11 protein-coding genes are annotated in these 13,105 nt (G+C 44.0%); 5 read left to right on the top strand and 6 right to left on the bottom strand.

Annotated elements, in window-relative coordinates:
• Positions 1 to 28: 28 nt before the first annotated feature.
• A complete protein-coding gene (locus tag LL912_RS18070) occupies positions 29 to 1,894 on the bottom strand; it encodes a hypothetical protein (RefSeq protein ID WP_235555005.1) in 1,866 nt (621 codons plus the stop codon).
• Positions 1,895 to 1,966: 72 nt separating this feature from the next.
• Here LL912_RS18070 and LL912_RS18065 point away from each other — a divergent pair, with 72 nt between their 5' ends.
• The gene (locus LL912_RS18065; protein WP_235555004.1) at positions 1,967 to 3,040 is read left to right on the top strand and encodes a sensor histidine kinase; all 1,074 of its coding nucleotides are present in this window, start codon (positions 1,967 to 1,969) and stop codon (positions 3,038 to 3,040) included.
• Positions 3,037 to 3,759 (top strand): LytR/AlgR family response regulator transcription factor, encoded by a 723-nt coding sequence (locus LL912_RS18060; protein WP_235555003.1) that lies wholly within the window; start codon positions 3,037 to 3,039, stop codon positions 3,757 to 3,759. Before LL912_RS18065 ends, LL912_RS18060 begins: the two co-directional genes overlap by 4 nt.
• A gap of 459 nt (positions 3,760 to 4,218) precedes the next feature.
• Here LL912_RS18060 and LL912_RS18055 read toward each other — a convergent pair whose 3' ends face one another.
• The 5 genes from LL912_RS18055 to LL912_RS18035 form a co-directional block, all read right to left on the bottom strand.
• Positions 4,219 to 4,770 carry a hypothetical protein gene (locus LL912_RS18055; protein WP_235555002.1) on the bottom strand — a complete coding sequence of 184 codons (552 nt, stop codon included), beginning with the start codon at positions 4,768 to 4,770 and terminating at the stop codon, positions 4,219 to 4,221.
• Between the two features lie 35 nt (positions 4,771 to 4,805).
• On the bottom strand, positions 4,806 to 4,952 hold the full coding sequence (locus LL912_RS18050) for a hypothetical protein (protein WP_235555001.1): 147 nt from the start codon (positions 4,950 to 4,952) through the stop codon (positions 4,806 to 4,808).
• Positions 4,949 to 5,329 carry a hypothetical protein gene (locus LL912_RS18045; RefSeq protein WP_235555000.1) on the bottom strand — a complete coding sequence of 127 codons (381 nt, stop codon included), beginning with the start codon at positions 5,327 to 5,329 and terminating at the stop codon, positions 4,949 to 4,951. Before LL912_RS18045 ends, LL912_RS18050 begins: the two co-directional genes overlap by 4 nt.
• A 127-nt stretch (positions 5,330 to 5,456) precedes the next feature.
• Positions 5,457 to 6,845, bottom strand: coding sequence for a hypothetical protein (locus LL912_RS18040; RefSeq protein ID WP_235554999.1), 1,389 nt, complete (start codon positions 6,843 to 6,845; stop codon positions 5,457 to 5,459).
• Positions 6,846 to 6,861: 16 nt separating this feature from the next.
• The gene (locus LL912_RS18035; protein ID WP_235554998.1) at positions 6,862 to 9,636 is read right to left on the bottom strand and encodes a TonB-dependent receptor; all 2,775 of its coding nucleotides are present in this window, start codon (positions 9,634 to 9,636) and stop codon (positions 6,862 to 6,864) included.
• A gap of 276 nt (positions 9,637 to 9,912) precedes the next feature.
• Between LL912_RS18035 and LL912_RS18030 the strand changes: the two genes are divergently transcribed.
• The 3 genes from LL912_RS18030 to galE all read left to right on the top strand — a co-directional run bounded on the left by LL912_RS18030 (position 9,913) and on the right by galE (position 13,066).
• Positions 9,913 to 10,560, top strand: coding sequence for a DUF47 domain-containing protein (locus LL912_RS18030; protein ID WP_090392017.1), 648 nt, complete (start codon positions 9,913 to 9,915; stop codon positions 10,558 to 10,560).
• A gap of 89 nt (positions 10,561 to 10,649) precedes the next feature.
• Complete coding sequence (locus tag LL912_RS18025) at positions 10,650 to 11,882, top strand: inorganic phosphate transporter (protein WP_235554997.1); 1,233 nt, start codon at positions 10,650 to 10,652, stop codon at positions 11,880 to 11,882.
• A 158-nt stretch (positions 11,883 to 12,040) separates the two neighbouring features.
• The gene (galE, locus tag LL912_RS18020; RefSeq protein ID WP_235554996.1) at positions 12,041 to 13,066 is read left to right on the top strand and encodes a UDP-glucose 4-epimerase GalE; all 1,026 of its coding nucleotides are present in this window, start codon (positions 12,041 to 12,043) and stop codon (positions 13,064 to 13,066) included.
• Positions 13,067 to 13,105: the final 39 nt, after the last annotated feature.

Raw genomic sequence — 13,105 nt, 5'->3', positions numbered from 1 at the left:
CTGCAGTCCACGTTGTTAGGCCTGCCATTTAGAAAAACAGGTCGAGATCCAGGGAGGAAAAAAAGCGGGGTTTGTTACGCGGAGCGATGATGCTGCCGGTCCTGAACTTGAGTGGCAACAGGTATTGCAGGGGCACCCTGGCCCAAACCGGCATATTGTAATAATTCAGATTAAAAAGCGATGCGAACTGGATGCCGGCGGAAGGTACAAACACAAAAGAGGTACTGCCTCCTGAAAACTGCATCCCTGCTTCCATATAACTGTACAGGCCAATAAATTTCCGGTTACTGACCCAGTAATCAAAATTGCTGCGGATACCGGCTTTCAGCAGTTGTGCCCGTTGATACACGGATGATTCCGGCGCCGGTTTTATATCCAGCAGGTCGTAACTGATGGTATAGCCATGCCAGTAATCCAGCATACCCTTTTTTGTGCCGCTGGTATTGTATTCAAATTTCCGGCTGAAGTTAACCGCATTGAACCGAAAGCCTATCCCTTTCAGTTGATGATCTGCAAAAGCCCCTGTTGTGGTAATGATAAACGAGTTGGCAACCCGGTTCCGGATAAAATTACGGTGCTGCAGCGGTTGTATGGCCCGCTTGTTTTCGGGGGTTAACAGAGAAGCGGCTTGGGGTAATGTAGAAAGATCTGATCCGTAGGGAAGGGGCACCAGCCGGAGCGCGGCCAGGCGCTCCAGGAAAAAGACGGGTTGCATCCTGGGATGGTCGGGAATCTCCTGCAAAAATGGCGTGAATCTTTCACTGCGGTACGCCGTATAAAAAGCGTTGGCCACATCATTTAATGAAAGACGCACGGCCTCAATAATGCGATGGGCTTCAGGAGTATAGCGTTCATAACGGATGGTACCCAATGTGGTTTCATTTTGCCAGTGATGATGGGTGCGGTTAAACTGGCCGTCGCCATGGGCCTGCCACCGTTCTCCCAGGCTGTTTACAACCGTGCAGCCATGCTCCGAATAAAAATCATGCAACGCCTTATTATTTGTAATGGTGGCCAGTATGCTCCGGTTTACCACCAGGTGCCCGGCCGCAAAAGCGTCTTCCAGGAAGTGATCCGCAAATCCATTAAAAAGCAGGGCATACAGCAACAGCTTCCTTGCGCCGTCCCCGTTTCCATTCCGGGCCAGCAGCCCGCCCTGTTCAGCCAGATCTAAGGCCAGGGTATGCAGCGATACATACATCGTGAGCGCATTGGTCTTTCCCAGTTTTTTAAATGCGGCGGGCACTGCTGTGGGGTCCTGGCAATCCCGTATAAATGTTTTATTAAAATGCCGGAGCTGTTGCTGAAAGGTTTTACGGTATTCATAAAAATGAGAGAGATTTACCGCTGCCAGCAGGGCATAACGCAGGTCTACCCGTGTCAGTTTCCCATCGGGTGCCGCGGCATAGCCCATCAAAAGATATCGCTGATGCAGGGCCGCAATTTTTCGAATTACCGAATTGCGGTTGCGCAGTTGCTCTTCCAGCAACAAAGGATCCCGTTCATGATCACCGCTTAGGGCATTCAACATACCATAGGTAACCCGAAGCTCATCGCCGCCGGACAGTTCAGGAAAAAAGAGCCCGTTTTTTTCATCGCCTGTAAGCCCCCAATAATAGCGCAGCAGGGAATCGTTCGGTTGAAAACCGTATTGTTTCAGGAACAGCGCAAATGCCTGATCCCCGATCTCCTTGTGCTCTCCATAGCTGTAGGCCCGGACTTTTACCGTTACCATTAATAAAAGCACCAGGCAAATGCATTTCCGGAACGGTTGTATCATTGGAAAATAAAAGACAGACTCATCATAAAAAGCAAATGTATCGATGGTGAACACGCAGCCGGCGGGTTTTATACCAACCGGGTTATTTTTTATACCAACGCCGCCAGTGGTCATATTTTTAAAAAGGCCCGGCAGCGCCTGGCGAGCATCTTCCGGCAATCCGTTTAAAAATCCTAATTTGCAAGCATGGCAACACCTTATACCGAGCTGGCTCAGGACCGGGGCAGCAACCTTTGGCTGCGTTTTTTTATGAGCCCGCGGTGGCGGGTGTTCCGGCACCTGCTCTGTATTTTCCTGATAGGGCTGCTGGTTGTAAAAGGCAAGAATGAGGAGTACAACCTTACCGGGGAAATCATCATGAAAGTGGTTTTACTGGTTTGGCTTACGGGGCTACCTTATTTGAACATGTACTATTTTGTGCCCCGTTTTTTATTCCGGCGCCGGTACTTTAGCTATTTTTTGCTGGTGTTGCTTACCGCCACCGCCTGTTTTTTTCTCATCTTTGAGGGCGGCCGCCTGCTCATTGCACCCTACCGGGTCCTGCCTCCGAAAAATGAGACGATTACCCTGGATATGGTGTTTTCTTTTCTTTTTGCGCTTTGCGTATTGCTGGCGGCATCTACCAGCATCAAGTTACTCCAGCGCTGGATTGAGGATTCCTACCGGTTCCGGCAAATAGAAGTAGCCCGGCTGCAATCGGAGCTGAACCAGCTTAAAAGCCAGGTAAACCCCCACTTTTTGTTCAATACACTGAATAACACCCATATTCTTATTCAAAAAGACCCGGTGTTGGCCGCAACGGTTGTGTTAAAGCTTTCCGACTTGCTGCGTTACCAGTTGTATGATAGCTCGCGCCCTGCTGTACTGCTGGCTGCAGAGATCCGGTTTCTTCATGATTTCCTGGAACTGGAGCAACTCCGGCGGGATCAGTTTGAATTCAGCATCTCCACCCGGCAACTCCCCGAAAATCGAATGGTTCCGCCTTTTTTATTCATCAGTTTCGTTGAAAATGCCGTCAAACATAGCTCAGATCCCACGGGCAGGTCGCAGGTACACGTTTTCTTTGAAGCTACTGGTGCCCTGCTGCATTTCTCCTGTAAAAATTCCCGCCCTTTAATGCCGGATGCTCACCGTAAAGAAGGCGGGCTGGGTTTAGCGAATGCAATCCGGAGACTGGAGCTGCTTTATCAGGGCCGGCACAACCTCCAGATCAATGAGGCTCCGGATCATTACCAGGTTGTATTAACTTTACCGTTATGAACTGCATCATTATCGATGACGAACCGCTGGCCCGTGAAGGCGTTCGGCTGCTGATTGCCGGCATACCGGAATTAAGGCTAACCGGGAGTTTTAACAACGCAGCAGCAGCGCTCCTGTTCCTGCAACAGCATCCGGCCGACCTGGTATTTCTGGATATTGAAATGCATGGTATGAATGGCCTGGAGCTGGCGGCAGCGCTTTCCGGTAAGACGCTGGTGATCTTTATTACCGCCCATACCACATACGCCGTTGACAGTTACGAGCTATCGGCCATCGACTACCTGGTAAAGCCTATTCACCGGGACCGGTTTCTGAAGGCGGTACAAAAAGCCATCGCGTATCATGGTTTGCTCCACCGGCCCGAAAATGATACCATTACATCGGTTGCCGCTGATTATATGTTTGTAAAGTCGGAGCGCAAGTATTATAAAGTATTCTTCCGGGAAGTGCTGTTTATTGAAGGGCTGAAAGATTATGTAGTGCTCTACCTGGAAAACAGGAAGCTGATTACAGCAATGAATATTAAAACCATTCATGAGCAGTTGCCACCGCAGGTTTTTGTACGCATCAGTAAGTCCTACCTCATCAATGTAGAGCATATTGCTTCTTTCAGCAACAACAGCATACAGATCCGCGAACATGAGCTGCCCATCGGCGATGCTTACCGGACCTTTTTCTTTGATGAATTTGTAAAAACCCGGTTGATTGACCGGGGATAAACGCGGGTATATAATAAAAAAAGCCACCTCTATTTTGAGGTGGCCGTATGATACCAGAAATTATACTTGCCCTGAAATCGTCCAGTCGTTTGTTCTGTTCAAACGTTTCTTCTATACGATTAATTCACTGTTATAGTTTTCTGCCCCAACTGCTAATACAGTTTTTAGAATTTATATACCTTATTTTGAAGGTATACCGATATCCCGGAAAATCAGATGCTGCAAATACTGGCAAATTGTTACTTGATCTGATATCCCAATCATACTCCTGGTCTTGGTTTGTAAACCGATAAAAATTTAAACCCGAGTTTTGAATTTCATTCCATCGCGCCAAAGCGTCAAGAGACGCATCTACATAGAAATAATTTCCAGGCGTCACATATATTTTGATATTAGGTTCCGTAAATGTAGCAGCCTCCTGAATATTTTTATCCGCTATTGCTTGTTCCTTTAAAGTATCTAAAAAACTTTAGAAAAAAGAATATCTTTCTCTGCAATTATATACCCACCGGTATTAATTATTTCTGTTGTATCCAATCCCAGTAGTTTTATTTTCTTCGCATAGTTTACTGGAGCGGCTGGAGCCTCCTCTGTTATTTCAAGTTTTTGAATTTTTATATTCTGATCTCCGGTGTTACCGCTATTGGCTGATGTACCTAAAACATTTACAGATTGATAGTCTACATTCAGCGCAGTAGTGGATATTAAGTATTGGCTCCACACAAATGAAGAACCGCCGTATTCACGGCCCGTCATATCCTGGTATTCCCGTTGTGGTCCGATGCAGTTTAGCGTATAATTTGGCGACAATTTAGTTATATGTAATTTCATCCCAAGCATCGGAAGCGATGCCGGACCTGTGCTGCTTTTTTCTCCTTTAAAAAGGGCACGTATCTTGTACTTATAGTTTTTTTTAAACGGAAAGTCAATCTGGTATTTTGTTCCATAACTATGCGCCAAATCACTGGCATGGCTCTGGAGTACAACGGCTTTTAATCCGGCATCAAACAATACGTTCCCGATTGTAGATTGATGCTGATAGCCGTCTACGACCGTGCTCGAAGATTGCTGTTAAAAACATTGCAGGGATGCGCAAGGTTTTCGTTGGTATAATCAATTAAATACGTGGTTACCTGGCTCTTTGCAGAAGGAATAAACCCGGCAAAAAGCAAGAATATTGCGATCTTTTTCATAGCAGGCAATATTTAATTCTTTCTTTTTTTTGATAATTTATTTCCAGGTTACGAAATGTACTGTCGATATTGCCATAAACCATATAGGATTCTGTAGCCGAACTTTTTGTGTCGCACCAAAAATTAAAATAACGTTTGCCGGTTTCCGGAACATAGGTGCTGGTAGCATCGACGAATTGATAATTATCTGAAATTTTAATGGCCACCCATTCTCCGGGAGGGGTACCGGCTTTTAGCTGAATGCCCAGGTCAATTTCCGGGATCTTTGAGGTGTAGATTTTCTCGATATCGGGTTTCAGTTCCTGGTCCTGTTTTTTTTGGCAGCTGGCAAATATAAGAACGGCAGCCGTTGTCCATAGCAGCAGTTTTCTTTTCATGGTTTATAATTTAGATGTTTTACAATGAATTAAAAATAAGCGCAATGTCTTCACAAACCAAACTATCTATGAGAAAGGGCGCTTCTAAAGAAGCGCCCTTTCTCATTTTAATAGAACTCTTATTCGGTTACTTTTTTGTAATATTATATTTTGCACCCCACACAGTCCATCCCTGTGTCCAGTCATTCGTTCCATCAAATGCACCAATATAGTTAGTCTTCACAAAGAAGGCATCATTCAAGGCCGATTTATCAAACTTGCCGGCAGTTGTTAACGCCAATGTTCCTGATTTGGGTTGCAGATTAGGTGTAGCAGCATTAAATGGATCCGTTAATCCTGCATCTGTTCCAGATGCCAGTAACTTGCTTGCATAAGTTCCCAAAACAAGGGTTTGCAACGAAACATCTGTAAGGATCGTAGCATCTTTGGCAAAGAACGGTTGTGTTACCGAATGCAGCAGACTGTTGTAGAACATGCCATTACCATCAACAAACGCTTGCTGGGTTTCTGCATTTTCAACTACCAGCCCGGCTTTTTGGCCTCCAATCACTATTGAATTTGCCAACACAACCTGGCTTCCTCTTCTGAAACGCATGCCATAGCCATAGTCAGTTGATGTACCTGCAGCATTATTCGGGCCAATAGCAGTAAAGTTTGAGAGAATTGGATGGGTGATCGGCGTTGTTGTATAAGGGATTTTCCCGTTTGTGTTATCAACTTCAAAATTGTTTGAAACATCTCCTGAGGTTCCTTTATCATCAGTAAAACCAGGTGCCTTTACAGAAACAGCAAACTGGATCTTACCGCGATATCCGTCATCCATATCAAAATCGTCGTCTGCACTGTTATAGGCAATCAGGTATTTGCAATTTACCGTTCCGCCAAAAAACTCATATGCATCATCCAACCCGTTTACCACCTGAATGTGATCAATGGTTGTGCCATTTCCCACTGCATATAAAGAAAGGCCATTTACTTCGTCACCAGGATTTACCGCCTTACCCGCATACTCGATCCGTACATACTGCAATGTTCCGCTGTTATCCGCGTCATTAGTTCCGCCAAATGCCTTATGCGTAGCATCAACACCACCTTCAATTTCCTTGTGATTCATATTGCCGGTAGCACTACCTACTAAAACCAACCCTCCTAAATCTCCAGGAGCAGGGCTGGCCTCAGCCGATGTAAATACAATTGGATCATTATTTTTACCAATTGCGCTTATTCTTGCACCTTTATAAACAACCAATACGCCTGCGGAGTCCTTATTCGATATAATTTGTGTTCCGGGCTCAATAGTAAGCGTAGCACCGCTTTCCACATACACATATCCTCTTAAACGGTATTTTTTATCTTTTGTCCAGGTTTGGCTGGAAGAAATGCTGCCCCGAACGTCTACGGTTCCTGATTGCCCGGGAGGCGTTACAGGAGGAGGAAGATCTTCTCCTTTACTGCCGCATGATGAATATACAACTGCTGCAAGAGCAATTACGGACATCATCTTTAAATTTTTCATATTTGCTTTTTTTGTTTTAAAAATTATACTTCAGAGATAAATTAGCGGATGTTCCCAGCTTGTAGCGACGTGTAACGCGGTCGCCTTCACTATCGTATTCAGGACTTGTTCTTGACTTATCAAATCGATAGTACATAACAAACGGCTGCGCCAGGATATCACTTATTGTTGCTTTAAGTTCCAGTTTGTTTTTGGCGAACTTTTTACTAACCTGCGCATCAAGCACACTTCTTGGCTTTTCATAAATATCTATGCCTGCGTCGCCCTGGCCTCTGAATGCCAGCCTGGGCCCGATCCGGTTGAACAACACGTTAACAGAAAAATCATTATTTGCATAGTTTAGCCCCCCGTTGATCAGATAGGGCGATAACCCCTGCATAAGCCCGTTATTAATATTGGAATTTTGCAGTTTTATGGAGCCTTTGATATAGGAGAGATTGGTGTAAAAAGTTAAGGCATCAAAAAAGTTGCCACCAATAAAACTCAGTTTTTTCCGAACTTCCATTTCAGCACCATATACCTTTGCGTGCTCGGCATTTTGATAGGAGAGTATTGAATTACCCTGGTTTACCTGTTCAATAGGGTTTTTAAAATATTTATAAAACCCGGTAACCGATATAATTTCTCCGGCAGCAGGGAAAAGCTCATATCGCAGGTCTCCATTCGTATTTTTACTCCTTACAAGATCTGGATTACCGCGATAAATAAAATCCGTAGTATAATCATATAAACTGTAAGAAGCGATTTCTCTGAATTCCGGCCGGTTTACAGATTGTGAGCCTGCTAACCTGATATTGGATTTCGGCGTTACTTCGTAAGTAAAGTTACCGGAAGGGAGAAAATCCAGGTCCTGCTTTTTTACTTTTAAGCTACCGCTAACCGGTATCAGCTGCTGATCGTAATTTTCCACGCGTACTCCCCAGTCCAATTTTAATTTATTGGAAAAACGGTTATTCAACATCAGATATCCTGCATTCAGGTAGCCCTTACCCTGGTAGTTGGTTGAATTATTACCAATATTGGCTACTGTAAGTTGATACTCATCGATATTCTCCCGAGAGAAAATGCTAAACGGGTTACTTCCGGAACCTGCAGGAATTTCGGCGCCTCCCGCATACAAAGAAGCATATCCCAATGCATTAACTTCTACATCTTTTAGTCTGAAATATCCGGCATAGCCTGCTTTAAACTTTTGTTCGTTGTCAAATAGCTGAAAAGGATACTGATAATTTAAGTTGGTCCCAAAAATGTTCTCCTTTAAATTAGAGTAAACACGTCCGGCATTTTGTATCGAAGGGGAATTTTCATTAGAAACCTTTCGCACGAAGTTTTGGTTATCCATTGAAGTAAAGGTCAGAATCCGCTGATCCGGTTCGTTTCTGTACGTCATAGAATAAGAAGCATTCCAATCTATCACACTGCTGTTTAACTTATGTTTGCCTTCAAAAACCGAATTAAAAATTCCGTCCTGCCGCGCCTCATTTTGCGAACTTTTAAAATAGATGGTATTATTTTGACCGTTGGAAGTATTGACACCCGATCTTGCGGCTGTTGTAACGGAAAAATCATTATTAAACAGGTTTTTCCAGGAAATAGTGTTATTGCTGTTATACGCGTATGTCAAATTCAGTAACGCATTCAGGTTCTTTTTTTGAATATAGGCGTCCGTGTTATAGTTAAACAGTTCCGTTTTAGCAATATCATACTCAAATAACTCGGACGGTTTAAATTGCTGCCCGATTCCATAGCCTATTGAATAAATGTACCCCAGCTTTTTTTCACCCGAAAACAATTTAGAATTACCTCCGGTGTAATTCAGACTCAAATTGGGAAGTGCATTCGGACCATTTTTGTATCCGTAACTATTAGAGAACAGCTTAGTGGCTGCTATTTTATAGTCATTGGGGAGTCCTATAAAACTGTTGCGGTATTTATAGTATGAGTTGGGAAGGTCCCTGGAATAATCGAAAAATCCGAGAAAGTCCAGTTTGCCCTTAGGTTCAGAGGTTTTTGTTTCCTTAAATGTGGTTATCGTATTATATCCTATCGACAGCGAAAGCTCGCTTAATTTTGTTGTAGGATATTGTTTGGTTGTTATTTTTATAGCTCCTCCTGCAAAATCACCCGGAAGATCTGGAGTAGCCGATTTATAAACAACAATATTGTCTACAATAGAAGAGGGCAGAATGTTAAAAGCAAAGGCTTTTTTATCCGGCTCCGTGCTCGGCAAAATCGCGTTATTTAATAATGCAGTGTTATAGCGTTCACTCAGCCCCCTTATAATAACAAATTTGTCATCCTGTATCGAGGCTCCGCTTACCCGTTTCAATACATCCCCGGTATTACGGTCCGGAGATTTTTTAATAATATCCGCCGAAATACCATCGGAAATAGAGGCACTTAACTTTTGTACATTATAAAGAGACGCAACCGATTCTCTTTTGGCACTTGATTTTACAACCACCTCCTGCAACTGCTGGTTCGACTTATCCAACGTAATATTAACAACCGGAACTTCCGTATCGGTAATCTGAATATCACTCACTTCTTTGGTTTGATATCCGATACTTGAAACTGTAAGGCTGTATTTTACATTTTTCTTTACTGAGATATAGAACCCGCCATCAACGTCTGTTGTTACTCCCTTTTGTTCACCTGTTATTGCTACGGATGCGCCCACAATGGGAGAACCAGTCTCTCCATCTGTGATTTTTCCGGAAAGCTTTGCCTGCGAAAAAGCAATATGAGAAACAGAAGCGAAGAGAATAACGAACAGCAGCCTTATTTGCATATAGAATATTTCTGCAAAGATTCAGATCACATTGTTACCTCATTGTTACCCGCATGTTACCAAATCATCATGCCAATATTACCTTAATGTTAAGCTGCAGCCCCGCGCTGCATTTCCTGTTGAAAACGCGCTTGTTTTTGGTTAAAAACCTGCTTTTTGTAAGCTAAAAACCAAATGAAACCGCAATTCCTATATTAAGGAATTATTAATTCCTGTAATTTTATGGTGATACATCAACGAACGGGATAATTTTGCCACCAATTTTAAAAACATACCATGGGACTTAACTCATTTCTCAAAATCTTTACCCCCAGCAATACCGTTTTCTTTGAATTGTTTGAAAAAATAGCAGCCAACGTGACTTCTATGGGGAAACTTTTAAAGCAGATGGTCAATGAAACCGATATCAATAAACGGAACTCTCTTTCCCAGTCTATAATTGATATGGAACATGGTAATGATGAGCTGACCCACAGCGTTTTTACGGAACTGGGCCGGAATTTCATCACCCCTTTCGACCGGGAAGATATTCACTACCTGGCTACTTCACTGGATGATATCGCCGACTATATTTATGCTACTGCTAAAAAGATCACGACCTACCGCGTAAATCCGAATGAAACCGGGATACAGAAAATGGCAGAACTGATCGTACAGGCGGCCGAGCAGGTACAGGCGGCAGTGATGGAGCTCCGGGACATGAAAAAGGTACGCAACATCACGGAAGCCCTGGTAAAAATCAACAGCATTGAAAACCAGGCCGATGACGTTTTTGACCTGAGTATTGAATATTTATTTGATACGGAGGCCGACGCGAAAGAAGTGATCAAGAAAAGAGAAGTATACCAGGCAATGGAAGTCGTTACAGATAAATGTGAAGACGTAGGTAACGTAATTGAGTCCATTATTATTAAATATGCATAAGGTTCATAGGTCATCACTGGTGGCTTCTTATATATTTGTATAAATGCCCTGCCACTGACTTATTATCAAATCAGCACATTCCATTAATTATGTTTACTTACCTCGTTGTTATCATAGCCCTGGCATTGATCTTTGATTATATTAACGGGTTTCATGATGCAGCCAATTCCATCGCTACCGTTGTATCTACAAAAGTACTGACTCCCTTTCAGGCGGTGATCTGGGCGGCCCTGTTCAATTTTGTGGCTTATTTCATATTTAAAGATCATGGTGTAGCCAATACCATCGCAAAAACGGTGAAAGAAAACTTTATCGACCTGAATGTGATCTTTGCCGGGCTGATTGCTGCCATCATCTGGAACCTTTTTACCTGGTGGCGGGGTATTCCATCCTCCTCTTCACATACCCTTATTGGCGGATTTGCAGGCGCCGGCATTTCTCATGCCATCGGAATGGGCGCGGGGAATCCCTTTACTGCTGTTAACTCGAGCGTGATCCTGACCATTGCCGCGTTTATTTTCCTGGCACCTATTATCGGTATGATCGTAGCCTTTTTGTTCTCCATCTGGTTTATCAACTCTTTTAAAAAAGGTTGGCGGGTGAAATTCTTCTCCTTCCTGGTAATTGCTGCTGTATTTGTGTTCCTGAGTTTTGTTTTGGAAACCGATCCAGCCAAACTCAAATCGCATTATGAGTCTTATTTTTTAAAGGTCATTTTTTACTCACACAACTTTAAATACATCCTATTAGGGCTGATATTGATCATTATGGCCATTTTCTCCCTGTTTTTGAGCGGACTCAATGCTCATCGGGCCAACATCTGGTTTAAACGGCTGCAGCTGGTGTCTTCGGCTATTTTCAGCATCGGGCATGGTGGAAACGATGCGCAAAAGGTAATGGGGATTATTATGGCCGCCCTGGTGGCATATGATCCCGGTTCCTACAACCTTAACCATATGGTGGTTTGGGTACCGCTGGCCTGTTATACCGCCATTGCCCTGGGCACCATGAGCGGTGGCTGGAAAATTGTAAAGACGATGGGCACCAAGATTACCAAGGTTACACCTTTTGAAGGGGTGGCTGCCGAAACGGCTGGCGCGCTTACCCTTTTTGCTACTGAGGCTATGAAGATTCCTGTAAGTACCACACATACCATTACCGGGTCTATTATGGGTGTAGGTGCCACCAAGCGCTTGTCTGCCGTACGCTGGGGTGTTACCATCAACCTGATCTGGGCATGGATCCTGACGATTCCTGTTAGCGCAGTGCTGGCCAGCATCGTTTATTTTATTATGAAACTGGTGGTGCCGGGGATCCAGTAGGAATGTTGAATAACAAATATTAAATGAAAAAAAGTATCCGCGATGCGGATACTTTTTTTTCCGATATCAGCTGTCAGCCCTTAGCCTTCAGCGGCACCGTGGCCGGCATCTGAAACCTAACCAAAAAATCCGCACCTTTGTAGCTCAATAATATTTATATGAGTAAGATTTTGGTGACAGGAGGTTGTGGCTATATCGGGTCGCATACCATTGTTGATTTAATTGAGAACGGATATGAAGTTATTTCTGTGGATAATAACAGCCGTTCCCAGCCTTTTGTACTGGAAAATGTAGGAAAAATTACCGGCAAAACAGTAAAGAACTATAAAGTAGATCTTTGCAATTTTGATGACACCCATGCCATTTTTGAGGAAAACCCGGATATCACCGGTATCATTCATTTTGCGGCCTATAAAGCGGTGGGAGAATCGGTAGAAATGCCCCTGGTGTATTATGAAAACAACCTGAACTCTCTGATCAACATCTTAAAATGTGCGCGGGATTTTGACACGCCTTATTTCGTTTTCTCCTCTTCCTGCACCGTTTATGGCAACCCCGATTCCATACCGGTAGTAGAAACCACTCCCACCAAACCGGCAGAGTCGCCCTATGGCGCTACCAAGCAAATGGGCGAACAGATCCTGACCGATTTTGCAAAAGTGTTTGACACCAATGTGATTGCACTGCGGTATTTTAACCCGGTAGGGGCGCACCCCTCTATCCAGATCGGAGAACTGCCCATCGGCCGCCCGCAGAACCTGGTTCCGGCCATTACTCAAACCGCTATTGGCAAACTGCCTAAAATGACGGTTTATGGGGCTGATTACGATACCCGTGACGGTTCCTGCCTGCGCGATTTTATCCATGTAAGCGATATAGCGCATGCGCATACGCTGGCGATAAAATACCTGGAAGCAATAAAAAACAAAAGCAATTACGAAATCTTCAACCTGGGTACCGGCAACGGTGTTACGGTTTTAGAAGCCATCCGGTCTTTTGAAAAGGTAAGCGGCACCAAACTGAATTACGAGATCGGCCCCCGCCGTCCAGGCGATGTGATCGCCATCTATGCCAATAATGACCATGCCGTAAAAAGCCTGGGCTGGAATATAAAATACGGACTGGATGATATGATGCGTACCGCCTGGGAGTGGGAACAGAAGCTGGCCAAAGAGCCGCAGTAACAACAGTGATCAGCATTTAGCTTTTAGAATTCGGAATTG

The organism is Niabella agricola (assembly GCF_021538615.1).
Classification (GTDB): Bacteria; Bacteroidota; Bacteroidia; order Chitinophagales; family Chitinophagaceae; genus Niabella; species Niabella agricola.
The sequence above is the reverse complement of the archived record's forward strand: the minus strand, read 5'-3'. Positions and strand labels throughout refer to the sequence as shown.

Coding starts and splice junctions, on each gene's coding strand:
- LL912_RS18070 (WP_235555005.1), bottom strand. CDS start 1,894: ATGACCACTGGCGGCGTTGGTATAAAAAATAACCCGGTTGGTATAAAA.
- LL912_RS18065 (WP_235555004.1), top strand. CDS start 1,967: ATGGCAACACCTTATACCGAGCTGGCTCAGGACCGGGGCAGCAACCTT.
- LL912_RS18060 (WP_235555003.1), top strand. CDS start 3,037: ATGAACTGCATCATTATCGATGACGAACCGCTGGCCCGTGAAGGCGTT.
- LL912_RS18050 (WP_235555001.1), bottom strand. CDS start 4,952: ATGAAAAAGATCGCAATATTCTTGCTTTTTGCCGGGTTTATTCCTTCT.
- LL912_RS18045 (WP_235555000.1), bottom strand. CDS start 5,329: ATGAAAAGAAAACTGCTGCTATGGACAACGGCTGCCGTTCTTATATTT.
- LL912_RS18040 (WP_235554999.1), bottom strand. CDS start 6,845: ATGAAAAATTTAAAGATGATGTCCGTAATTGCTCTTGCAGCAGTTGTA.
- LL912_RS18035 (WP_235554998.1), bottom strand. CDS start 9,636: ATGCAAATAAGGCTGCTGTTCGTTATTCTCTTCGCTTCTGTTTCTCAT.
- LL912_RS18030 (WP_090392017.1), top strand. CDS start 9,913: ATGGGACTTAACTCATTTCTCAAAATCTTTACCCCCAGCAATACCGTT.
- LL912_RS18025 (WP_235554997.1), top strand. CDS start 10,650: ATGTTTACTTACCTCGTTGTTATCATAGCCCTGGCATTGATCTTTGAT.
- galE (WP_235554996.1), top strand. CDS start 12,041: ATGAGTAAGATTTTGGTGACAGGAGGTTGTGGCTATATCGGGTCGCAT.